The 25,074-nt window shown below is 32.8% G+C and carries 18 protein-coding genes; 7 read left to right on the forward strand and 11 right to left on the reverse strand.

Translation table 11 applies throughout. The annotated features are described in order from the left end of the window. Nucleotides 1-220: 220 nt before the first annotated feature. Both CLU82_RS15425 and CLU82_RS15430 read right to left on the reverse strand, forming a co-directional pair. The gene (locus CLU82_RS15425; RefSeq protein ID WP_100843927.1) at nt 221-1,279 is read right to left on the reverse strand and encodes an NAD(P)-dependent alcohol dehydrogenase; all 1,059 of its coding nucleotides are present in this window, start codon (nt 1,277-1,279) and stop codon (nt 221-223) included. 249 nt (nt 1,280-1,528) lie between these two features. Continuing rightward, the gene (locus CLU82_RS15430) at nt 1,529-2,425 is read right to left on the reverse strand and encodes an AraC family transcriptional regulator (protein ID WP_100843928.1); all 897 of its coding nucleotides are present in this window, start codon (nt 2,423-2,425) and stop codon (nt 1,529-1,531) included. A gap of 173 nt (nt 2,426-2,598) precedes the next feature. Here CLU82_RS15430 and CLU82_RS15435 point away from each other — a divergent pair, with 173 nt between their 5' ends. The 3 genes from CLU82_RS15435 to CLU82_RS15445 all read left to right on the forward strand — a co-directional run bounded on the left by CLU82_RS15435 (nt 2,599) and on the right by CLU82_RS15445 (nt 5,099). After that, the gene (locus CLU82_RS15435) at nt 2,599-3,579 is read left to right on the forward strand and encodes an aldo/keto reductase (protein ID WP_100843929.1); all 981 of its coding nucleotides are present in this window, start codon (nt 2,599-2,601) and stop codon (nt 3,577-3,579) included. 195 nt (nt 3,580-3,774) lie between these two features. After that, nucleotides 3,775-4,179, forward strand: coding sequence for a cupin domain-containing protein (locus tag CLU82_RS15440; protein WP_100843930.1), 405 nt, complete (start codon nt 3,775-3,777; stop codon nt 4,177-4,179). Between the two features lie 506 nt (nt 4,180-4,685). Beyond that, nucleotides 4,686-5,099 (forward strand): hypothetical protein, encoded by a 414-nt coding sequence (locus CLU82_RS15445; RefSeq protein WP_100843931.1) that lies wholly within the window; start codon nt 4,686-4,688, stop codon nt 5,097-5,099. A 92-nt stretch (nt 5,100-5,191) separates the two neighbouring features. Here the strand turns inward: CLU82_RS15445 and CLU82_RS20745 are convergent, their stop codons facing one another. From CLU82_RS20745 to CLU82_RS15475, 6 genes are all read right to left on the reverse strand, one after another. After that, a complete protein-coding gene (locus tag CLU82_RS20745; RefSeq protein ID WP_157813371.1) occupies nt 5,192-5,353 on the reverse strand; it encodes a hypothetical protein in 162 nt (53 codons plus the stop codon). 783 nt (nt 5,354-6,136) lie between these two features. Then, the gene (locus tag CLU82_RS15455; protein WP_100843933.1) at nt 6,137-8,053 is read right to left on the reverse strand and encodes an ATP-binding protein; all 1,917 of its coding nucleotides are present in this window, start codon (nt 8,051-8,053) and stop codon (nt 6,137-6,139) included. Nucleotides 8,054-8,160: 107 nt separating this feature from the next. Beyond that, entirely contained in the window at nt 8,161-8,955 is a 795-nt protein-coding gene (locus tag CLU82_RS15460; RefSeq protein ID WP_100843934.1) for a hypothetical protein, read from the reverse strand. Nucleotides 8,956-9,186: 231 nt separating this feature from the next. Then, nucleotides 9,187-10,269 (reverse strand): efflux RND transporter periplasmic adaptor subunit, encoded by a 1,083-nt coding sequence (locus CLU82_RS15465; RefSeq protein ID WP_100843935.1) that lies wholly within the window; start codon nt 10,267-10,269, stop codon nt 9,187-9,189. Continuing rightward, nucleotides 10,259-13,543 (reverse strand): efflux RND transporter permease subunit, encoded by a 3,285-nt coding sequence (locus CLU82_RS15470; protein WP_100843936.1) that lies wholly within the window; start codon nt 13,541-13,543, stop codon nt 10,259-10,261. Before CLU82_RS15470 ends, CLU82_RS15465 begins: the two co-directional genes overlap by 11 nt. Before the next feature lie 12 nt (nt 13,544-13,555). Continuing rightward, nucleotides 13,556-14,941, reverse strand: coding sequence for a TolC family protein (locus CLU82_RS15475; RefSeq protein WP_100843937.1), 1,386 nt, complete (start codon nt 14,939-14,941; stop codon nt 13,556-13,558). Between the two features lie 164 nt (nt 14,942-15,105). On the opposite strand from CLU82_RS15475, the gene CLU82_RS15480 reads away from it, so the two are divergent. The 3 genes from CLU82_RS15480 (at nt 15,106) to CLU82_RS15490 (ending at nt 17,574) form a co-directional block, all read left to right on the forward strand. After that, nucleotides 15,106-16,140: a sensor histidine kinase gene (locus CLU82_RS15480; RefSeq protein ID WP_100843938.1), complete on the forward strand. Its 1,035-nt coding sequence runs from the start codon at nt 15,106-15,108 to the stop codon at nt 16,138-16,140. After that, the gene (locus tag CLU82_RS15485; protein WP_100843939.1) at nt 16,140-16,838 is read left to right on the forward strand and encodes a LytTR family DNA-binding domain-containing protein; all 699 of its coding nucleotides are present in this window, start codon (nt 16,140-16,142) and stop codon (nt 16,836-16,838) included. The genes CLU82_RS15480 and CLU82_RS15485 overlap by 1 nt, the downstream gene beginning before the upstream one ends. A 232-nt stretch (nt 16,839-17,070) precedes the next feature. After that, the gene (locus tag CLU82_RS15490) at nt 17,071-17,574 is read left to right on the forward strand and encodes a pyridoxamine 5'-phosphate oxidase family protein (RefSeq protein ID WP_100843940.1); all 504 of its coding nucleotides are present in this window, start codon (nt 17,071-17,073) and stop codon (nt 17,572-17,574) included. A gap of 72 nt (nt 17,575-17,646) precedes the next feature. Here the strand turns inward: CLU82_RS15490 and CLU82_RS15495 are convergent, their stop codons facing one another. Continuing rightward, the gene (locus CLU82_RS15495; protein WP_100843941.1) at nt 17,647-18,834 is read right to left on the reverse strand and encodes a thioredoxin family protein; all 1,188 of its coding nucleotides are present in this window, start codon (nt 18,832-18,834) and stop codon (nt 17,647-17,649) included. 63 nt (nt 18,835-18,897) lie between these two features. Next, a complete protein-coding gene (locus tag CLU82_RS15500; RefSeq protein ID WP_100843942.1) occupies nt 18,898-19,458 on the reverse strand; it encodes a 2'-5' RNA ligase family protein in 561 nt (186 codons plus the stop codon). A gap of 344 nt (nt 19,459-19,802) precedes the next feature. On the opposite strand from CLU82_RS15500, the gene CLU82_RS15505 reads away from it, so the two are divergent. Then, on the forward strand, nt 19,803-23,879 hold the full coding sequence (locus CLU82_RS15505; RefSeq protein WP_100843943.1) for a hybrid sensor histidine kinase/response regulator transcription factor: 4,077 nt from the start codon (nt 19,803-19,805) through the stop codon (nt 23,877-23,879). A gap of 10 nt (nt 23,880-23,889) precedes the next feature. On the opposite strand, the gene CLU82_RS15510 is transcribed toward CLU82_RS15505, so the two are convergent. Next, nucleotides 23,890-24,774: an AraC family transcriptional regulator gene (locus CLU82_RS15510; protein WP_100845049.1), complete on the reverse strand. Its 885-nt coding sequence runs from the start codon at nt 24,772-24,774 to the stop codon at nt 23,890-23,892. Nucleotides 24,775-25,074: the final 300 nt, after the last annotated feature.

Here is a 25,074-nt window from a genome sequence, read left to right on the forward strand (position 1 = left end):
ATTAAAGAAAAAATGTTACAATAGATACTGATTTTGTTTGTAATATTTTTACATATAAGTTTTAAATTATTGAATGGAAGTACATACTAGTTTGGAATTCTTGACATTGTATTTAAAATAGTAATATAAAAAAGCAACCCTGAAAATCAATTATTTTCAAGGTTGCTTTTTTAGTAAAAAATTAAAAATTCTTATTTAGCTTTAAATCTTAGCAATTTTTTTATCCTTTAAGCGAAGCCATATCAATTACAAAACGGTAGCGAACATCACTTTTCAGCATTCTTTCATACGCTTCATTAATGTCCTGCATTTTGATTAATTCAATTTCCGAAACAATATTGTGTTCACCACAAAAGTCAAGCATTTCCTGAGTTTCGGCAATACCACCAATCAAAGATCCTGCTACTGATTTTCTTCCCATAATCATCGGAACAGTGTTCAAAAATGGATCTAACGGTCCTAAATACCCAACTAAAACCAAAGTTCCATTCGTATTCAAAGTCCCAACATATGGATTCACATCATGGATGTAAGGAACCGTATCTATAATCAAATCAAATTTTCCATTTACAGAATTCATTTGATTATCATCTGTCGAGATAATTACAGCATCTGCACCCAAATCGAAAGCATCTTTTTCTTTACCAGGGCTTCTTGAAAAAAGTGTTACTTCGGCACCTAATCCTTTAGCCAGCTTGATACCCATGTGACCCAATCCGCCTAGACCAACAACAGCTACTTTACTTCCTTTCCCTACTTTCCAATGGCGAAGAGGAGACCAAGTCGTGATTCCTGCACATAATAAAGGTGCTGTAGCAGCCAAATCAAGATTGCCAGGCACTTTTAAAACGAAGTGCTCATCAACCACAATTTTTTCTGAATAACCGCCAAGAGTCATCCCGCCCAAATGTTTGTCAGGAGCATTGTAAGTTCCGACCCAACCATTCGAACAATATTGCTCTAAATCTTGCTTGCAATTATCGCAAGTGTGGCAAGAATCTACTAAACATCCAACGGCAGCAAAATCACCTACTTTTAGTTTGGTAACTTCACTTCCTATGCTGGTCACTTTTCCAACAATTTCATGACCTGGTACGGCTGGATAAGTGGTGAAACCCCAATCATTTCTTGCGGTGTGCAAATCGGAGTGGCAAACACCACAATACAAAATGTCAATTTCAATATCTTTTACAGTCAGACTTCTGCGTTGTATTCCCATTTGTTCCAAAGGAGCATCAGCGGATTCCGTACCGTATGCTTTTACATTCGTTGTTCCCATATTTAAAATTTTAAATTAGTTTTTTAAAGTGTATTTTTAAAGATAGTATTGTTCTTAATTGGTGGGCAGGTTTTGTGAATTTTATCAGAATCATTGTAATTAAAACGGAGCACATTTTGAGGATGTATGTTCCATATAATGAGTTGTATAACACTTAACGTAAATATACCACATAAAAATCAATTCTTTTATCTGTATTGAGTTAACTTATTGTTTTTTAATGTTTTGAACTGATTTTATAAAGATCTTTTAATTTAAAAACCGATATTCATTTGGTGTATATCCAGTCGATTTTTTGAACATTCGGTTAAAGTGTTGCGGATATTTAAAACCCAATTCAAAAGCAATTTGACTAACGGTTTTTTCAACATCAAAAATTCGTTCTTTAGCAAGGTCAACTATTTTTAATTGAATGTGTTCCTGAGCCGTTTTTCCAGTTTCTTTTTTGATTAAATCACCAAAATAATTAGCAGAAAGATGCAAACAATCGGCAAAATAACTAACTGAAGGAAGTCCCAAATTATTAGGGTTTTCAGACTTAAAATAGTCGCTAAGCAAATGCTCAAATCGTGATACAACACCAGTATTCAAATTTTCCCTCGTTATAAACTGCCTGTCATAAAAACGCACACAGTAATTCAGTAGTAATTCAATACTGTTGATAATGATGCCTTTACTATGCTTGTCTATGGTTTGTTCCAGTTCGAATTTAATTTTATCAAACAACTCTTTTATAATCTGACGTTCTTTTTCAGACAAATGCAAAGCTTCGGTTATTTCATAAGAAAAGAAAGAATACGTATCCATTCGTTTATTCAATTCGCTCCCTTTTAGTAAATCAGGATGGAAAAGCAGTCCTAAACCAGTCGGTTTGTAATTAGCATCATTGTTTATTTCCATGACTTGCCCAGGTCCAATAAAAACAAGCGTTCCTTCTTCATAATCATACGTATTTCGACCGTATTTTATCTCTCCGCAATCTCCTTCTTTTAAGTAAATACTATAAAAAGCCAAGTTCATTCGAACATTATTCGGAAGTTGTTTGCTAGTAGTATTATCAAAAACACTAACCAAAGGATGAATCGTTTCGATCCCCTTTAAAGCATTGTATTCTGATATTTTGTCAATTTTTAGAATAGTGTTCATCGCCTTTTCTTTACATTTATACTACAAATATACAGTGCATATAATTAGATTGTTAGTCCAAAGACTCAAATCAGTAATAATGGTACTAACATCCGTAATCCATATACAAAGTGGGCTCTTTTATTGGGGGAAATTTGCATCATTATAATTTTGTAATACTAAAAATCTATAAAATGGAAACACGTAAACTAGGAAACAGTGGGCTGGAAGTATCTGCTTTGGGAATGGGATGTATGGGATTGAGTTTTGGTTATGGACCCGCTACAGATAAATTACAAGGAATAAAATTAATCAGAGAAGCCCACGAACAAGGCGTTACTTTTTTTGATACAGCCGAAGCGTATGGCATAGCAAACGAAGAATTAGTTGGCGAAGCCTTAGCTCCCTTTAGAAAAGAAGTTGTCATTGCTACCAAATTCGGATTTAAAGAAGGAAACTCGACTTTGGGTATGGACAGTCGCCCAGAACGCATAAGAGCGGTTGCTGAAGAATCGTTAAGACGATTAAAAACAGATGTTATTGATTTGTTTTATCAACATCGGGTAGATCCAAATGTGCCAATAGAAGATGTTGCAGGTACTGTAAAAGAATTGATTCAAGAGGGAAAAGTAAAACACTTCGGACTTTCGGAAGCGGGAGTAGAGTCTATTCGTAGAGCGCACGCTATACAACCCGTAACGGCTTTGCAAAGTGAATATTCTATTTGGTGGAGAGAACCAGAATTAAAAACACTGCCAACTCTGGAAGAATTAGGAATTGGTTTTGTGCCTTTTAGTCCGTTAGGAAGAGGGTTTTTGACAGGTGCTATCACTGAGAATACACAATTTGATTCAACCGATTTCAGAAACTCATTGCCTCGTTTTAATGACGAAAACAGAAAAGCCAATCAAAAATTAGTGGATTTACTAGCGGTAATCGCTTCACAAAAAAAGGCAACTCCGGCACAAATTGCATTAGGTTGGCTGTTGGCACAAAAACCGTGGATTGTTCCTATTCCCGGAACCACAAAATCACACCGATTGACCGAAAATATTGGAGGTGCTTCTGTTGAATTATCCATAAGTGATATTCAGGAAATCGATGAAGCTTTTGCAAAAACCAATGTGAAAGGAGACCGATATCCAGCACATATACAAAGCAGTATCGAAAAATAAAAGAGGGATCAATTATTAAAAAATAAAAATTAACCACATAGAGACATAGAAAAAAAAGAATTGGATAGCCAAATTCTTCGGATCACATAGCTATGTTTGTCTTCAATAAAGTGAAATGCCTTTAGAAATTGATTAAATCTATGTTTCTATGTGGTTAAAAAACAAACGAACTATTAATAGATTAAAAAATATAAAATGGATTTAGAAAACATCATTTTTCCTAAGGGAGAAAAATTATCAAACGATTGGTTTACAGGAAATGCATTTTTGACACCGCTTCTAGGGAGCGATGCGAATAATGAGTACTCGATAGGAAGTGTTTATTTTGAAAAAGGAGCAAGAACCAATTGGCACACGCACCCCAAAGGACAAGTGCTGATTGTAACTTCTGGAAAAGGTTTTTATCAGGAAAAAGGGAAGCCTGCACGAGTAATAACCAAAGGCGATGTTGTAAATATTCCAGAAGATTTAGAACATTGGCACGGCGCTTCGGCAGAGACCGAAATGATACACATTGCCATTACCAATTGCAAAAACAATGTTTTTGTAGATTGGTTAAAACCTGTCAATACAGAAGAATACGCTGAAGCAAACAGCTAAAATCAAAAGTATTCAATTGCGAAAGCGATCGAAATAATTACCTGCCAAAAATCTCTAAATACAATAAAGTGTTTGGATATTTTTTTTTAGGAGCAGAAAATCCGTTTTCAAAAAAGCCTTTAGTCCCGCTGTACACTATATCTTTTTATCCCGAAAAAAAATCGGGATAAAAAGGATGCCGTTTCCATCGGGGCTAGACTAGAAGTTCAGTTTTTTAGAAGAAATTGGAATAATCATACTTTCTGTCTTCTATTCAAAAAACTAATTCTTTTAAATTATAGAATAGCTTTATTGGAGCTTAGCACCTCCTTATTCTTCTTCAACAACATTTTAATAGGACAAAAAAATTGAATCTTAAAATAAATTCAAAAATCCGATATTTTTTATAAAAATTAAATACTGATAATCAGTTGTTTACTATTTATGTTAAAATATTAACGTTTTTTCAAAGCAACCTTATTTGTTATTTGCCCTCTTCATATTATATAAACAATATAAATATTAGTATGAAAAATTTTAGATTAAAATCAGTTTTAGTAGCCTTATTTGTGTTAACTTCTTTGGTTTCATGTAATAATGATGATGATGAGTCACCAGTTACAGAAACTGCAAAAATTGCTTTCGTAACAGAAGTAAAAGGTCCTGCAACGGGAAAAGTAAATGTAGAATTAAGCTATGATGTAACTTTTGTACCTGAGACTGCCTGTGGAGTGTTTAGTAAGTTTTCAGACGTAACTATTGGTTCTGTTAAAGGTTTACAGGTTGAAGTAAAATATCCATCTGATGTTTGTACACAACAAGTTCCTGCTCCTAAAACTGTAGTTTACAAATTCAAACCTACAACTAAAGGAACTTATGAAATTAAATTCAAAAAATCTGCAACAGTATTCATAACACAAACTGTTGTGATCTCAGAATAGATTTTTTAAACGGCTTAAAAGAGGCATTTAAGTTGTGAATTTATTTAATAAAACACCAATCTAAGATTGGTGTTTTTTGTTTTTAGGAATAGTTAATTACTAGTTTTATTGGTGTTTTCTACCAATACTATTGGTACTTCGTACCTGTCTTGTTGGTGCTTCGTACCTCTACTATTGGTACTTCGTACCTGTTTTGTTGGTGCTTCGTACCTGTCTTTTTGGTGCTTAGTACCAATACTATTGGTGATTATCACCTGTTTTATTGGTACTTCATACCTTTACTATTGGTACTTAGTACCAATACTATTGGTGTTTAGTACCTGCCTTGATGGTGTTTAACACCTGTTTTTGATGAATTATCTTGATACAAGTTAAATAAGGTTTAGGCATTTTATCACGTTTCGATATCATGGATCGTTAAATCAAAGCTGTTTTTCTGAATTACAACTAACCATCTAGTTTGTCAATTCTGACGAAGGAGGACACGAGGATTTATCCGAATTGGCGAAGCAATCTCCATTAGAAACTCGATAATAAATGTAAAATCTTTACAGGATAGTATTACTAAGATATCCTGTTTTGGCGCGAGCGTTTCGCTCGTAACCATTCCAATTTGATAAGCGATCTCATACTTTGTTTTCACGAGCGTGACGCTCGCGCTCGCGGGGGACTGCAATCGTGATTCAAGAAACACTTTGATGATTGGTAAAAAAAATGTTTTTAAAACATTTACGGTAAAAGTCGGGAGACTTTTGACAGATTTACATTTTTTAAGAACATTTAAAAAAAAGCGCAAAGTCATGAGACTCTGCGAAGCAATTGTTATTTAAAGGAACACTTCGGAGAGCGGGGGACCTATTACATAATTGTTAAGTTTTGTTGTATTATTACACTGAATAGTAGTTAGTTAAAAATGGTTCTTAATCTCTGAAATTTTACAGCTGGCTGTGAAAGACCCATCAGTTCGTATAGGTGTGAATTGATTTTGATTGTAGGCACGAGCTAGAAGCACGCGCTAGCGGGGGATCATGAATGTACTAGATTGCAAATTTTTGTTGTTTTTCAAATAATTCCATTCCTGGAACATCAGAATATCTTTCATTTAATCTACTTCTTAAACCAAATAATCTTTTTTCAGCTGAATCTACAATTTGGGAAAAAAGACAAATTTGAACTTTACCCATTTCTACTTGATTTGCATTTACAACTTTTTGAATAGGCTGTATTTTATTATCAAAACTATCTCCAACAACAAAAGCATTAATATATGGATTTTCTATTAACGTTCCACAATTCATAAACTCTTCAACATAATCTACAGCCTGATTTCTTTCATTTTTTGATAATTTGAAACCACCTTTTTTCAACTCAATAATTAAAATTTTGTTGATTGATGATAATCCATTTTCATTATCAAATGCAACTGTTCCTGTTATTGAAAAAGTAGAGTTTGACATTACAACAATATCAGGTCTTTTTTTATGGTTATTAAATACGTTTTTGTCAATTTTTTTTCCAAAAACTTTTTCAATAGAAGTTTGTAATTGACTGTTTGAAGAATATTCTGGAGAATCAAATTCTGGTCCAAAAATCCAACGTGCACTCGCCACTAAAGGATGAAGTACATGTAATTCGTCCACAGTATTGTCATTTGATAATTTTCTAATAGCTTCAATCACAGTTATTCTTTTATCTATTTCATCTAAAACAGTTAAAGCATCTTTTATACTCCAATTGTCTAAAATTTTATTTAAACCTATAATATCTTCTGAAGTTAGCAATGAAAGTTTTTGTAATAATTGTGTTCCACTTCTAGTTTTTTCTAAACTAATTACTGTTTCAACCGCTAATGCAATTGATTCTTGTCTCGCAGTTGGATTTGATATTGAAATATTTTGAATTACTTCATTAAATTCATATTTTGCTAAAGGACTCAGTTCATTATATTCTTTTATATAATCTTGTTTTATTTGTTTTGTTGTTTCTTCAATATTTTCTTGGGCTATTTTAGAAAACATTGATTGAATACAAATGTCAATTTTTTCAAACAATATATCTAAAATGTCATTTCTTTTGAAACCTGTCCAATCTTCTAATATAAAATCTCCTAGATCATCAGATTGAATAACAACAGAATATCTTTTTGCAAGTTTGGTTCTCCCATCTAAAACCATATATTTTCCTATAATCCAAGATGGTTCACCAACTAATCTTCCTCCTTGCCAAAAAGCGATGCCTTGATAAAGAGTTGATTTTCTTGCTTTTTTAGAATCAATTAAATGTACGTTTAATGAAATATTTTTAACTTTAATAGTTTCTGTGAAAATTAAGCCACTATGATCTTCGAGTTCGATTGTTTTTCTATTTATAGAAACAATAAATTTTGGATCATGAAGAAATCTTGCTGATATAATTTCTAATATATTTTCAGCTTTAGGTAAGTTTTTTTCAACTATTACTTCTAATCTTGTTCCGTGTTTTTTGGTCTTTATAAAGTTTTCTTCTTTAATAAGAAAAGGTTCGCTTTCACTTTTTGTCGTAACTATGAAATTTGATTCTACACCATTTTTAGATGTTATTACATTGTATTCATTATTAAAACAAAGCATTCCATGTCTGCCAACACCATTTCTTCCATATGCAAATCTTTGAAGATTTATATCTTTTGGAAATTCTACTTTTTTACCTTGATGTTTTAGTCTATTATAACCTAACTTCATCCATCTTGAATAAAATTCGTCTTTAGTAAGTCCAATCCCATTGTCTTCAATAACAATTTTTTGACCTTTCCCTTCAGGAATAAAAATTTCAACTTCGGTTGCACCTGCATCCCATGCGTTAGCTACAATTTCAGTTAAAGCAATTTCAGCAGAACTCCCTAGATTTCCTAATGTTCTTATTAGATAATCTTCCTCAAAAAGTGAACCTTGGATATATTCTTTTTTGCTATTCATTTGGTCTTATTTCTACGATTTTTTGTATCATGTTGCACAAAGTTCTGACTTTATACTTTGTAAATTACTAAAATAGTAATAAATTCCTCAAAGGAAAGAAGAAGTTATTATTTGAACTGTTTGAAATCTAATCTTTTAAAATTGATTTTACTTTTTGTATGGGCATTTTGTAACACATCTATTGTATTATCTATATATCTTCTAGGACTTCCAGAGACACTACAATAAAATGATTTGATATGAGTTATGATGTTTTCAAGTTTTTCCTCATCTTTTAAGTTATCATAATCTCTTTGAGTTAATATAAACCAATCAAGGTTAATATGCATAATTTTTCCAGATTTAAGACTTATTTTATCTTCGAAAATTAAATTCTGTACGAGTATTGAATGGTCGGCCGACGACTTATTAATATACAGATAATCATTGATTGAGGAATGAGCAACGACGCCCAAATAATTTACATCTTCTTCAATTAAATACGCATCGATTATTGGTTGTCCAAAATAAATTTGTTCAGTTTTATTTAAACTAATTTCTCCGTGTGCAAAACCACCCTTCATAGCAATTTTATGCCGAATAGAGTTTGCAAATATCCCTCTGAGTGCTACTAAAAAATACTCAAAATTTTCAAAAGAATCGTTTTTTGAGAAAATTACTATTGAATCTGAAAAGCTCACGACATATACATCTGCATCATAAAACCGCTCACTGTTTTTAAGTGAAAGTCTATTTTCAACTGTCTCTTTGAGTTTTGAAATTTTAGAAAGTTCCTCATAGATTTCAGCATGAGATTTTCTCATAACTTTGTCTTTGAAGCCTAATATATCAAGAAAAGCAACGAATCTTGGATCGGTCGTTTTCCACTTATTAGGTGTATTTATTATTATTTTTTCGGGCATTTTAAATAATTTCTGATAACTAGTTTATAATTGTTATAATCTACCCAAATTTAGGTGTATATGCAAAGGTTTATTTACTATTATTCTTTTTTCAAAAATATACAAATTTAATTACAAATTCATCAGTAGACAATAAATAACGTGGCATAAGTAATCTGAAAAATAAAATATAAAAAAGTGCCATAAAACCTAAGTCTTACAGCACTTTCACCCCAAATTAAATAACTAAACCTATTCTTTTATAACATCACCTTCTTTAATTTCTTCGCTGGCAATTTTTACCAATTTATCATTCAGATTCAAATCACCGAATATTTCGATTTTATTCTCGATTTCTCTTCCTTTTTTAACTTCAACTCGGGTTGCTTTATGGTTCACGACTTTAATAACAAAAGTGCCTTCGGCAGATTCTACCAACGCTGTTTTTGTGATTACATAAGTGCTGTCTTTCGCGTTAAGCGGTAAAATCACTTCGGCAACCATTCCAGGCAATAAATTTCCTTTAGTGTTGTGAACATCCATTTCTACACGTTCCGAACGCAGTTTCAAATCCAAAGCACCAGACATTCTCTGAATCGTAGCTTTGAAAGTATCAGGCAATGATTTTACATTAAAACTCATTTCGTCCCCTTTGTGTAAATACCCCGTGTACAGCTCTGGAATAGAAACCGCCAAACGCAATTTATCCTGTTGCTGAATCGTAACTAAAGGTGCACTAGATGTTGGGCCAACAAACGTTCCTAAATTGACATTTCGAGCCGCAACAACGCCATCAAAAGGAGCGCGAATCTCCAAATATCCTCTCATAATCGAAACTTCTTTGTGCGCTGCAATTGCCGCTTGGTATTGAGCATAATCAGAGTTTTTCTTTCCGCTTGCCATTTCCAAATCGTTTTTAGAAATCGTTCCTTCTACTTTGCTCGTTTCGTACAAACGGTTGTAGGTACTTTTGCTAGTTTGATAAATCGCTTCCATCGATTTTAATCTCGATTCGGCAGCAGCCAATTGTGAACTTATCTCGGGAGCTTCCAAAACAATCAAAAGTTGTCCTTTTTTTACTTCGGTTCCAATATCAACTTTTAAAACTTTGACAAAACTGCTTACTTTGGCATATAAATCCACTTGTTGAAAACCAGTTAATTCAGCTGGCAAACGCAATTCGGTCGTTAGTTTTTCTTTGGCTAAAAGAAAAGTCTCTGTTTTAGGTTCAAGTTCCGCCGTAGGTGCTTCTTCCTTTTTAGAATTACAGCTATTTAGAAATAGCAAGGCTGCAAATAATAGCGCGGTCGATTGTATAATTTTATTATTTTTCATTTTTTGGATTTAATGATGAGATATAATGGATGCTTTCTTCGTCTTCTGGATCTAAAGAAACAGATTGTGTTGTGGTATGTTCTTGTGCCCAAGCAAAAATCAGAGGCAAGATTAACAACACCGCAAAAGTCGAGAATAATAATCCCCCGATTACTGCTCTTCCTAATGGTGAAACCTGATCGCCGCCTTCTCCGTGACCAATTGCCATTGGTAACATTCCCGCAATCATCGCAACCGAAGTCATGATAATCGGACGAAGACGTAAGGCTGCTGCTTCACGAGCTGATTCTAATGCGTTGCCATTTATTTTTCGTAATTGCTCGGCATTGGTAACCAATAAAACGGCATTAGCTATCGAAACCCCAACCGACATAATGATTCCCATATACGATTGTAAATTTAAGGTAGAACCTGTAATCGTAAGCATCAATAAAGAACCTAAAACTACTGCTGGAACTGTCGTTAAAATCACTAACGAAACTTTGAATGATTGGAAATTAGCGGCCAACATTAAGAAGATTACAAAGATGGCAACTAACAATCCAACTTGTAAACTGCTTAATGTTTCGCTCAATACAGTACTCATTCCAATAGGCGAAATGAATAACCCCCGCGGTAATTCGCCTAAAGAACTTATCGTCGTTGCTACATCTTTTGTTGCCGTCCCCAAGTCGGTTTCATGGATGTTTGCAGTAACCGTAATGTATGGCATTGCCCCTAAATTATCATTTTCACCACTTACATATCCAGGTGTAATTTTTGCGACATCGCTTAAAACCGGACGAAGTGAATTCTTTAATACCGGAATTTCACCGATATCCGTTTTGCTTTTCATTTGATTCAAAGGCACCTGAACCTGAACATTCACAGATAAACCTGATTTTTCATCAATCCAGGTATTTTTCTCCGTATATCTCGATGATGAGGTTGAAGCAATTAATGAACGCGAAATATCATTCATATCGACACCTAGTTCAGCAGCACGAGTACGGTCAATATCAATATTCATGGCTGGATAATGAATTGGCTGTCCGATCTGAACATCTCTGAAATAAGAGAATTTATTCAGTTTTTCTACAAGCTGATTGGCATACAATTCATTTCGTTTCTTGTCTTTTCCTGCAATTCGAATTTCAATTGGAGTAGGTGAGCCCTGACTCAAAACTTTATCGGTCAATTCAATAGGTTCAAAAGAAATTTTTACATCAGGAAGAATCTTTTTAATTCTCGCTCTAAGGTCATCTTTAAAATCATCCATATTGGCTTCATAATCTTTCAAACTCACCTGAAAAACAGCTTCATGAGAACCTGCCATGAACAAATAAATAGGATTGATAGAGAACAATGACGGATGCGAACCTACATATACAGAAGAAATTCCGATGTGTTCTTTGCCAACCATTTTCTGTAATTCTTTCAATACCAAAATGGCTTTTTCTTCAGTACGTTCGATACGGGTTCCATCAGGAGCGCGCATTCTCAGCTGAAACTGACTTGAATTTACTTTAGGAAAAACATCTTTTCCGATGGTTGTAAGAAAGACTACAGCCAAAAGTGTAATTCCAATTAGATACGTCAGACCTGCTGCTTTTTTGAAAGGAAACAAACGATCTAAGGTTTTCATAAATCGAATTCGGAATCGTTCGAAACCACTTAGTTTTCCATCAGAATTAAAGTCGTCTCTTTCAACCATATGTTTTTTCTGAGTGATTAACTCTTTCTCTGATTCTGGCGTTAATCCACAGTCGTTAAATTCGGCTTCATCATCCGTAATATTCGGTGCGTGTTCGTGTTTTGGATGGTCTTTCATCAACCAGTTTGCCATGACTGGTACAAATGTCTGCGAAAGCAAAAATGAAATGACCATCGAAAACCCAATCGCTAATGCCAAAGGCAAAAACAACGCTCCCGGAATTCCTACCATCGTAAATGCAGGTGCAAATACGGCAAGAATACACAGCAGAATTAATAATTTTGGTAACGCAATTTCTTTACAGGCATCCCAAATAGCGAGTGCCTTGGGTTTTCCCATATCGAGATGCTGGTGAATATTTTCGATCGTTACGGTACTTTCATCCACCAAAATTCCAATTGCCAAAGCCAATCCGCTTAACGACATTAAGTTGATAGTTTGTCCGAATAATTTCAAAAACAATACTCCCGAAATAATTGAAATCGGAATCGTAAGAATTACAATCAAAGCCGCACGTTTGTCTCCAAGGAAAAGTAAAACCATTAAACCAGTCAAAACTGCACCAATAATTCCCTCAGTAATTAAACTTTTAACAGAATTGATTACATAAACCGATTGGTCAAATTCGTATGATAATTTTACATCTTCGGGCAGCGTACTTTGGATTTTAGGAAGTTCAGATTTTAATTTCTGAACTACATCCCAAGTCGAAGCATCTCCCGCTTTGGCAATACTGATATAAACGGAACGTTTTCCGTTTACCAAAGCATATCCATTGGTAACATCGGCACCATCTTTTACAGTAGCAACATCACCTAATTTTAAGTTTTGAACACCACCTTTAAACAACGGAATTTCCTCAAAATCCTTAATATCTCTAATGGTATTGTTAGTAGGAGTAAGATAATTGATATTTCCAATTCTAACATTTCCAGAAGGAGCTGTTTGGTTGTTTACACGAATGGCTTCAACAACTTGGTCTGGTGTCATATTGTGCGAACGCAGTAAATCTGGATTTACGTTAACCTCGACTGTTCTTGGGCTTCCGCCAAAAGGAGCCGGCGATAATAAACCTGGAATTGATGTAAAGGAAGCACGAACATAGACGTTAGCCAAATCTTGTAATTCATTATTAGAACGTATTTTACTGCTCAAAACCAATTGCCCGATTGGCAAAGAAGAAGCATCAAAACGAATGATAAACGGCGGTTGTGTCCCTGGAGGAAATGCCGCCTGAATTCTGTTCGATAAGGCACTTAATTCGGCAGCAGCCTGAGCCATATTTGTGTTTTCGTAATAGGTTAATTTCATAATCATTAACCCTTGAATATTCTTGGTTTCCACCGATTTTATACCATTGGAAAAAGGTAAAATATTCACGTAATTTTTGGCAAAATAAGCCTCCATCTGATCAGGAGTATAACCTCCAAAAGGATGTGCGATGTAGATTACCGGCAAATTCATTTTCGGAAGAATATCTACCTTAATGTCCTTGATGGCGCCAATTCCGAAGAAAAATAAACCCGCAACTAATACTAATATCGAGATGGGTTTGCGGAGTGCAAAACGTATTAAATTCATTAGGATCTATAATTAAAATTCATTTGTAAATAAGTCAAAATTGCCCGTGGCCGCTACTTTTAGCAAATAGGATTGCCACACATTATTGTTGATAATGTCACGATCAATTTCGGCACGGTTCAGCGTAAACATGGTTTGTGTTAAATCGGTCAGATCGGTCAAACCATTTTTGTACAAAGTCGATTTTTGCAGATACGCTTTTTGCGCAGCATTAACCTGAATTGGCGCTTCGGCATAGTTTTCTAACGTGATTTTTATTTTATCATCTGCCAATGCCAGCTGCGATTTTAACTCTCTGTCGGCCTGATTGTATTCTTCTTTCAAAGCTTCCGTAACAAATTTTTGAGCTTTTACTTGTTTACTCATTCTAAAAGGAGTGGTCAGATTCCAGCTGATTCCAATTCCAACCAAATAATTAGAGCGGTCTGGATTTACGCCATCCCAATAATTTCTGCTAAAAGAGTTTTGGTCGATTGCATAACCAGTCTCAAAACCAGAAGCCCGGGTTTGTAAAACTCCAAACGCACTCATTGTTGGATAGTAAAAACGTTTGTATAATTTAGTCTGCTGATTGCTGTAATCAATCTTTGTTTTGTACAATTGTAATAAAGGATGCAGGCTGTCAGAAGCCTTTTCGTCAAATGCTAATTGTTTTGGAATCTGATTTACAAAAAGCGTATCGGCAATGAAATTTTGTGGTGCAACACCCATTAAATCGACCAATTTGTTGTTTTGTTCTTTGACGAAATTTCTAGCCAGATTCAAAGCGATTTTAGCTTTCGAAACTTCGGCGGTTGCCAATGTAGAATCGACTCCTGCCAACAATCCGTTTTTAACTCGGGCAACAGCTGTCTTTTTGAAAACTTCGGCACGAGTTAGATTTTTTTGTTGTGAAATTAATAACCTTTGGCTTGCCAATAAATTCAAATAAGCTGATGAAATTTTGATTTGCTGTTGAAATTTTTCCTGATTCAAATCTTTTTCTTTCGCCTGAACATCGACTTTCGCCAAATTAATTTTTTCCTGTGTTTTTCCAAAAGTGAAAAAATCCCAGTTCATATTGACCAGATACAAAGCACCAAAAGCGGCGTTCCAGTTTTGCTCTGGCAGTGCTGGTCCGGAAGAAGCAGTTCCTAAACCATTGAAACCATATAAAGCACCATTTTGCCCATTGATAGTTCCATAATCTTGTTGTGCCGATAAATTTAGATTAGGTAAATAATCGCGACGAGTTTGTTGAAGGGTTTCTCGCGAAGCACTTGCGTAATTGCTTTTTGCTTTTACAGAACCATAGTTTTCCAGACCCGTTTGTATCGCTTCTTTCAAAGACAAGGTTTGTGAAAAGCCAGTGGTAGCAAAAATCAAGAAAAATAATAAAGTAATTTTTTTGAAATACATAAAACTCAGATATTGAAATTATGCCCCAAAATTATTTCTCTTAAGCGGATATAAGCCTCCTTAAATGATGTACTGCAATGATAAATGACCAATTCAATTGGTCATTTATTGGGAATAATAATTAAAAAATAGTGGTTAATTTGTAAACTATTTTAGTATTAAAGATGAACAAAAAGTTTAATGATATAATGGAAAATAAATGGTGGCAGGAAATTGCTGTCGTCGGTTTTTCATTTACGATTTATACCTTAAAAAATGATTGGATGTTAATTAGTTCTTTCATTTCGATTTTGATGGGTATTTTTTTCTATTGCATTTTATACATGCACGCCCAGTTCAATCGTTTTTTTATATTACCTATATTATTCAAAGGACAAAGGCCTCTAAGTTATATCTTTTTGACACTTTTAGGAGTGTTGGTGTTTTCGGTAATTCTATATGAAATTACGGAGTTGAATATGTTTAGCAAATGTCATTTGTATCAAAACTCACATCAAAGAAGTTATGTTTATCAATTAGCCAGCGTTTTGGGGACATTGGTTTGTATTTTGAGTCCGATTATTGTTTTTAAATTCTACAGAATCAATAAAAAACAAACTGATGAGACTTTGCTTTTCAACCAAATGCAGTTGAATTCGCTAAAAGGACAATTGAATCCTCATTTTTTATTCAATACTTTTAATACTCTTTACGGAATTAGTCTTGAATTTCCAGAAAGAACGCCCGATTTGATTATGAAAGTGTCGCAATTAATGCGTTACCAACTCGAAAGTAATAACAAACAATGTGTCTCTCTGGAAGATGAATTGGAATTTATAAATAGTTATATTCAACTGGAAAAAGAGCGTGTTGGCTATCGTTGTGAAATCACTTATGATAGTAAAATAGACAATGAGAATGCTTATAAAATTTCTCCAATGTTATTGATTGCTTTTATAGAAAATGCTTTTAAACATGGGACTTGCGCTATCGAAAAATGTTTTGTCCGTATCATTATAACAGTCGAAAATGGATTACTGCATTTGCATGTAGTGAATTCTATTCCGAAGAAAACGGATGTTGTTTCGACAAAAATTGGTTTAAAAAATACGATTGAACGTTTGAATCTAATTTACGGAAAAGAGTATCAATTAGATATTAAAGACGATAAAAATACTTATATTGTAGATTTAAAACTGCAACTTAAAAAGTTTGTATAATGAAGGAACCCAAAAAATGCATTATTGTTGACGACGAACCGGCAGCGCATTATGTTTTGGCGAATTATATCAAACAAAATCCACAATTAGAATTGGTTTTTCAAGGTTATAATGGCATTGAAGCAATGGATTATCTTCGGGAAAACAAAGTAGATCTGATGTTTTTAGATATCAATATGCCCGAAATTTCAGGAATGGAATTGCTAAAAATTCTTCCAATTCACCCCAAAACGATTTTAACGACAGCTTATTCTGAATTTGCTTTGGAAAGTTATGATTATGGTGTGATTGATTATCTTTTGAAACCGATTTATTTTCCACGCTTTTTGAAGGCTATCGAGCGTTTTTTTTCTACAGAAATTATAAAAGCCGAACCCGAAGAAGCAGCTGTCAATTCCATAAGTGTAAAAATTGATGGGTATTTGATAGACATCGAATTAGATCAGCTTTTATATGCGCAAAGTTTTGGTAATTATGTGAAGTTACATACTATCAAAAGAACGTATTTAGCATCAATAACCACAACAGAATTAGAGAAATGCCTGCCCGAAAAAAACTTTATGCGAATTCATAAATCGTACATCGTTGCAATCGATAAAATTGACGATTCGGATAAGGATTTTGTTGTTATCAAAAAAGAAAAATTACCAATTGGAATTACTTACAAAAGAGAATTATCCGACCGATTGAAAAAATAAAAATTAGAAATAAACGTGCTTACTAACTCAATTATTTCAAAATGAAGCCTGCTTGGATTATTCTTTGCAGGTTTTTTTGTTATTTTTTAGTTTGATCAGATCAATTGAGAATAGAATAATAAATTGAAATTTGATAATTCTTTTGATGAATTCTATAATTTGCAATAGCTATAAAATCAGAACTTTATAAAATTATAAACTGCAAAATACTAATAGTTTAAAATATAAAGTTATGGGAGATTATAAAGATTTAAAAGACAGTTCTGCTGTTCAAAAAATAAAAGATTTAGCAGAAAACATAAAAACGTGTATGTTTTGTACATACGATAATAGCGGAAAACTGAATTCAAGACCAATGTCTGCGCAAAAAATTGATGATGAAGGGAATCTTTGGTTTTTATCTGATAAAACCAGTGAAAAGAATCATGAAATTATAGCAAATTCAAAGGTTGAGCTTTTTTTCTCGGCACCTCATGACCAATTTTTGACATTGCATGGTCATGCGGCTATTTTATATGACCGAGAAATTATAAAAGATTTATTTACTCCAATTGTAAAAGTGTGGATGCCTGAGGGCGAAGACGATCCAAATCTAAGTGTTATAAAAGTCGTTCCTAATGAAGGATATTATTGGAATAATAAACATGGAAAAGTAATTGCAGCAGCCAAAATGACTGTAGCATTTATTATAGGAAAAACTATGGACGACGGTATTGAAGGAAATTTGAATTTGTAGAATTCAATAAAAAAGGCAGCTATTTTTTTAAACAGTTGCCTTTTTACATTCTTAGAAATTAGCTTTACCGATTTATTTTATACCTAACTCTTTTAGGAATTGATCAACGTCTTTTGAGTTCCAACCCATGGCTGTTATTATGGCTTTTGCTTTTTTTGCATTTTCTATAGCATTCTTTTTATCATCGATTTTATTATATAATCTGGCTAATAAAAGAGTGCTTTCAGCTGAATTATTAATCTCGATTGAATGTTTAGCCCATGAAATAGATGATTTCAAAGCATCTTTATCAGTTATATGTTCAATATAAACTTTGGAAATACTATTGATTGTTGAATAATCATTCCAAGCCAATTTCTCTACAGATTCTGAAGTAATCTGCTGGTAATTTTTCCAGCTTTTTATACCCTCATACATTTGTAAATCATACTTAAAAACTAATGAATCTACTTTTCTTATATGGATATTTTTTGCAATTATTCTGTTTTTGGAGTAGTTGATAGAATCCAGATAATTCATGTTTTGGGTTAATGTTTTTTTGACCACACTTACAATTTTGGCTTCAACTCTTTTTGGCGAAGCTATTTTTGCAAAATCGTTTTGATTATTTAAGATTGTTTCAAATCCTTTTGAATTCAAATCATTAACGCCATAAGCAACAATTTTCCAATTTATTGGAGTTATCAGTTGGTCTTTGGATTGGGTTGCTAAATACCTGGCTGTTACATTATCACTTTTGTCGGAATCAATACTTTTTCTCAAAGCATTTAAGTAGATCAGACAATTTTCTGGATTTCTTACATCCTCATTGACTTTTCTTTCCAAATAAGGTAATTGTTTATCTGGGTTTAGCGCATTTTTGGCTTCAGTAAGAAATTCTTCGGTGGTGAATTCGCCTCCAGTACTGTAAAGATGAGTTTCTTTTTCGTCCAGAAACAGAAAGACTGGGAAGGATTTTATGTTATATTTTTTCATAAACTCTTTTCCTATTGGTGTTTCAGAATCCATCATTACATTAATGAAATTGCTGTTGAAAAATGTAATGACAGTTGGTTCTTTTAAAACGGTATTTTTCATTTTGTTACAATGTGTACACCAAGTGGCATAAACCATAACAAAAATTGTTTTTTTGGACACTTTAGATTGTTCAAGTGCCAGTTTATAATCATTTTGTATAAAATTAATGGATGTTTGTGCTTTTGTTGTTACTGTTACAAACAATAAAATTAAGATAAAGGTATGTTTTATGAAAGTTTTCATTTATGGACTATTTGGAAGTAAAACAGTTGGTTTAAAGTTGCAATTTAATACTTTTTGGTAGCTTTAAAAAAGAGTTCCCTGGATAAATTGCTCTTGAGGGGTATCATTAAACAGAAAGGTGTTAGTTGCAAAAAACTGTTTTTTATTTTCATCAAATAATCTCAAAACTACACTGTCACAAATAAAATGCAAATCGATTGTAGTAAATAATTGACTGGCTTTTAGTAAATTTTCAGGAGTTAATCTTCGGGCAATGGACAGATGTGGACTATCACTTTTTTTCATATCCTGAATTTTAAGTGATTTGTTAAAATGCTTCATGATGTGTTTCAAATCTATTTTAGAATCATTATCGGGAGCTATAAAAAAAGCTCCGTTTGGGAATGAACCAAATTCATTTAGGTGTACTGCGACTGGAGTCAAAGAATTGCATAATTTGATTATTTGATTTTTAATGGATTCAATTGTAGTTTCCGTTGCTTTAAATTCGCAAATGGTAATGTGTCCTACAGAGTTTTTACTATTGTACCAACCTACTTCATTAGCCAATTGCTCTTTCATGGTTTTAATCAAAATGAGATGATCTTCGGGAGGATGAATGACAAGAGAATATAGCTTTTCCATTGGGACTTTTTTAATACGCAAAAGTAAAGATTTTTAATTATTAGAATTGCCAGCTTTTTTCCGAAAATATTATTTAAACAGAAATTTAGGAAAATTCTAGAATTTATTTTTCAAGTTGAATAGTATTCTTATAAAAGTATTGAAGAGTGTTTTTTGACGAGTTTAAAAACCATTTTGTTTGTTTTTATCTCAAATTCCATTTAACTTAGCGTGTCTTTATTTTAAAGGAAAAAATCAATTTATAATAATTTTGTTTCATTATTTATGATATATATTTATAAATAATGCCTATAATTGTATTTTTTACACTTTTTAAAAATAATTAATCTTTAAAACAATTTCTCTTGAAGAATTTTGTACTCTATTTTGTATTCTTAATAACTTTTTCTTTGACCGCTTTTTCACAAGAGTATTCGGTTAAATTTCTCGATATATCAAATGGTTTGTCTAATAATTCGGTAATTACAATTTATCAGGATAGTGATGGTTTTATGTGGTTTGGTACCTATGACGGATTAAATCGTTATGATGGTTATAATTTTAAAGTGTACCGCAATAAGATTAATGATAAAAACTCATTGTCTTTTAATACCATTTATAATATTGAAGGGGATTCTAAAAAAAATATATGGGTTGGTGGTTCAAATGGAGCTTGTGTTTTTGATAAAAAAGAATCTATTTTTCATCCGCTGACTTATGTTTCAAAAAATAATACTACTCAAGTTTTAAAAGACATTATTCATCAGATTAGATCTGTTTCAGAAAATTTGGTGTTGGTAGCTTCACAAAATTATGGTTTGTTAATTTATCAAAATGGATCTTTTACTGGAAAACATATAGATCTTGAGCAATCCAAAACTAAAGGTTTACAATATGGCTATAACGCTGCAGTTCTTGAAAACGACCCCAAAAATGGTCGTTGTTGGGTATATGTAAGAAATGTGGGGATTTGTCAGTATAACTATAATTCAGAAAAATTAAAGATAGTATATCCATTATCAATGGAAGTAAAATGCATGAAACTTTCGGCAGACGACACACTTTGGTTAGGAACTGATGAAGGGTTGTTTTCTTTTAACGCAAAGACAAATTCATTTTCTGAAAATTATTTGTCGGCTAACTGTACCGTTACAGATATTCATTTTGATAAGAAAAAAGAAATGTTGATAACTACAGATGGTTGCGGCATCTATAAAGTGATTGGTCAAACGAAAAAAGCAATTCTTTATAGCTTAGCCAAAGGCAAACAATTTGTAAAAAGTAATTCGATATGGGCTTTGCATGAAGATGTTGCTGGAAATATATGGCTTGGTACTTTACGTGGTGGTATAAGTATGATAAGCAATAGTCCAAAATATTTTAAGAATATAAAAGATAATAATGACAGTGATCCTGCTGGAAATTTTATATTGTCCTTTTGTGAAGACGAAAATAAGAATCTGTGGATAGGAACGGATGGAGCAGGATTGAAGTATTGGAATAAAAAAAGCAATAGCTATACGCTTTATAGTACCTCGGCTTCTTCGCCTCATAAAATCAGCAGTAATTTTATTACAGGTATAATAAAAGATAATGCTAATGAGATTTGGGTATCCACATGGGCAGGAGGGGTAAATCGTATTAATCCTGTAAATAATACAATAACTCATTATTCATGTTATAATCCTTTTACAAAACAGATTGAAAAAAACATATGGTTTGTGTATAAAGATTCCAAGGGAACAATATGGGCAAGTGCTACTAATGAAGGTTGTTTGTATTTTTTTGATAGTGCCAAAAATGCTTTCGTTCTTTTTGATAAAACAATAGATAATTTGCAGTGTCTTGCTGAGATGAGTGATGGTAAACTTTGGGGAGGGAATAACACTTCGTTATTTGCTATCGATAAAAAAACCAAAAAATACGAGAAATTCCCAATTGGCAGTGCGATTAGATGTATTTATGAGGATAAAGATAAAAATCTTTGGTTGGGAACTCAAGAAGGAGGGCTGTTATTGTTTGATAGAAAAACTAATAAATTTAAAAGATTAACTACTGATGATGGCTTGCCTTCAAATACTGTTTTGAGGATGTTGGAAGATAAGGGAGGGAACTTATGGATGAGTACCTATAATGGAATTTGCAGATTTGATAAAAAACGAAAAACATTTAGAAATTTTTCTATAAATGATGGCTTGCAAAGTAATCAGTTTAGTTTTAATGCTGGTTTAAAATTGTCTACTGGAGAATTTCTGTTTGGTGGAATAAATGGGTTTAACTCCTTTTTTCCAGAAGATATAAAAGAATTTAATCAGAAGAACAATTTACATCTGACGGATTTTTATGTAAACAATCAGCCTATAGAGGAAAGTAAAAACGAATTAATTTCGGAATGGGATTCGGGTAAAATTAAAGAAGTAAAATTGCCTTATGATCAAACCACATTATCAATAGAGTTTGTTACATTGGATTATAATAATGCCGACAAAATAAATTATGCATACTATCTAGACGGCTGGGATAATCAATGGAATTATGTAGGTCAGGCCCGAAGAGCAAATTATGCAAGATTGACAGAGGGTAAGTATGTTTTTAAAGTGAAAACTACCAATTTCAGAGGTGGCTGGAATAAAGAGGTAAGTCTTGTTACTGTAATAGTTTCACCACCATGGTACCGTAGCTGGTGGGCTTATACTTTCTATTTATTGGTTGGAGCAGGAATTATTTATGGGTATATCAAATACAATAAAAACAAAGAGAAATTAAAGTATAAAGTAAAGGTAGCCGAATTAGAAAGTGCCAAAGAAAAGGAAATTGCAGAGAAGCAGTCATCAATGTTTACGTATATCTCTCATGAGTTTCGTACGCCTTTATCTTTGATTATAAATCCGTTAAAAAAGGCAATTCAAAAAGGAAATACTGAAAATAGTTCTTCGGTAAGTGATTTGGTAATAGCACATAGAAATGCCAAAAGGCTTTTGAGTTTAGTAGATCAGCTATTGCTTTTTCGTAAAGCTGAAAATGATGCCGATGAACTCAAAATGTCTGTTATAAATGTCAATAATCTTTGCTATGAAATTTACCAGTGTTTTGTAAATCAGGCAAAAGATAAAAATATTGACTATACTTTTCAGATACCAGAAAACAATATTGAAATAATAGGGGATTACGAAAAAATTGAGATATCATTGTTTAATTTGATTTCTAATGCTTTCAAGTTTACTCCCGTTGGTGGAGAAATTGGTCTTAATTTATCTGAATCTGAAACGGATGTAATCATAGAAGTTTTGGATAGTGGGACAGGAATTGCAAAAGATGATTTGGAAACTATTTTTGAGAAATTTAAAAGAGGTAATTCTAAAGTTCCAGTAGGAGGTAGTTCTGGCTTTGGAATTGGACTTTTTATAGTTAGGTATTTTGTCGAAAAACATAAAGGGAAGGTTACTTGCAGTAGCGAAATAGGAAAAGGAAGCTCATTTAAACTGAATTTTTTAAAAGGTCAGGATCATTTTGAAGATTTACATATAAGTATAGTTGCTCCCAAATTGAGTCCATTGGTTGAAGAATTAATGACTGACAATATAGAAGAGATTGTAGAGTTCTCTGCAAATTTAACTTCAGAGACTGAATTGCATAAAGTGATGCTTACCGATAAACGCACACTTTTAATTATAGATGATAATACCGATATCAGAAATTATTTGATTGGACTTTTTTCCGAAACGTATATAATATATAGTGCAGACAATGGTGAAGAAGGTTTAAAACTAACTAAAAAACACATGCCGGATTTGGTCATCAGTGATATTGCAATGGATGTCATGGACGGACTTGAGCTATGTAGAAAAATAAAGGAAAACAGCAGCTTGTCACATATTCCAGTAATATTGTTAACAGCTTCAAAAAATCCAGAAACGCATCTACAAGGGATAAGTGACGGAGCCGATGATTACATAACCAAACCATTTGATGATGATTTGCTCGTTGCACGTGTCGAATCACTATTGAAAAGCCGTAGTAATTTGAGAACATACTTCCTAGATAGTATTACGCTTAAAGAAAACACTCAAAAAGTTCCAGCCGAATATCAGGAGATTCTAAAAAAATGTATTGCAATTATAGAAGCCAATATTCATAAGCGTGATTTTACCATTAAAAATTTTGCTGCCGAGATGGGAATGAGTCATAGAACTCTTTATACTAAAATTAAAATCATTTCGGGACAAACTCTAAATGCATTTATACGTTCTATACGCATAAGAAGAGCCGCAATGTTAATGCTTACCGAAAATATGAATATTGCTCAAGCAAGTGTTGAGGTAGGTTTTGAAGATCCAAAATATTTCAGACAGCAATTCGTTAAACTTTTTGGGATGACACCTTCTGAATACATCAAAAAATATAAAAGCTCTTTTAATTCTGATTTGAATATTATAAAGTAAATTTTAGTACTTACACTTGGGTTTTATATCGGAGACGATATTCTCTTGGAGATATTTCCATTACCTGTCTAAATGATTTTGAAAAGTGAAATGGATCGTAATAACCCAATTGATAAGCAATTTCTTTTATTTTAAGATTACTGAACTGCAAAAGGGAACACGATTTTTGAATTTTTAACTGATTGTAATAATCCATAGGAGTAGAGGATGTTTTTTCTAGAAACAAGGCTCCAAAATAGGAGCTCGAATAGCTTACATGATGTGCTATTTCTTGCAGTGTAATTTTATTTATTAGATTGTTTTTCATAAATATAATACTCATCGGAATTACATCTAAAACTTCTGTATCAGCTGTTTTTATTTTTAGAAATTGATCGGTGTATTTTATGCTTGCTAAAAAATGCTGTAAACAAATACTAGAATACTCAAGATTATCAGGATTAAAACCCATTTCCAGATTCTGATAAATTTCTTCAAATAAGTTCAGCCTGTCAGATGATCTGCTGTCGTTTAGATTTAAAACTTTTCCCGAAACTGCAGTATGTAAAGAGTTTGCTGTTCCTTTAAAATGCAGCCAGTAAATGCTCCAGGGTTTTGAAATTTCCGCTTCATAACTGTGTGCTTTGTGTGCGGGAATTATAAAAGCCTGATCTTTGGTAAGCGAAAATTGTTCATTTTCAATAGTTATAAAGCCTTTTCCATTTTCACAATAAATAAGTATATGCTCGAGTGCGCCTTTTGACCTTTTCCTAAAATGATGTTTTGCATTGGGATAATAGCCAATATGCGTAATGAACAGGTTTTTTGTCAGTTCATTTTCAGACTGAAAGCTGCGAATACTATAAGGAACAACTATTGCTCTTTCTCCTTTAAAACCATCTGCGATCTGATCCATAGTACGGTTATGTGTATTTTTAGAATGAAAAATATTTAAAGATAAATAAAAACATATCAAAACCATGGTAATTTACATATTATGGAGTAATATTATTATAAATGTGATGTTTTAATGTGGTAAAATGTTTTTAGTAAGATATTTTATAGGTTATATGGCATTAAATCATCAAAAATAAATTCAAATAAATACACTTACCCTAAAAAATAGGCTTTATTATTTTTAGTATGGTAATTTTGATATAAAAATCTATGTTTTATACATGTTTTACATAAATATTACATTTCTGGACGTGTAGTA

The sequence above is a fragment of the Flavobacterium sp. 5 genome (assembly GCF_002813295.1).
In the GTDB taxonomy this organism is placed as follows: Bacteria; Bacteroidota; Bacteroidia; order Flavobacteriales; family Flavobacteriaceae; genus Flavobacterium.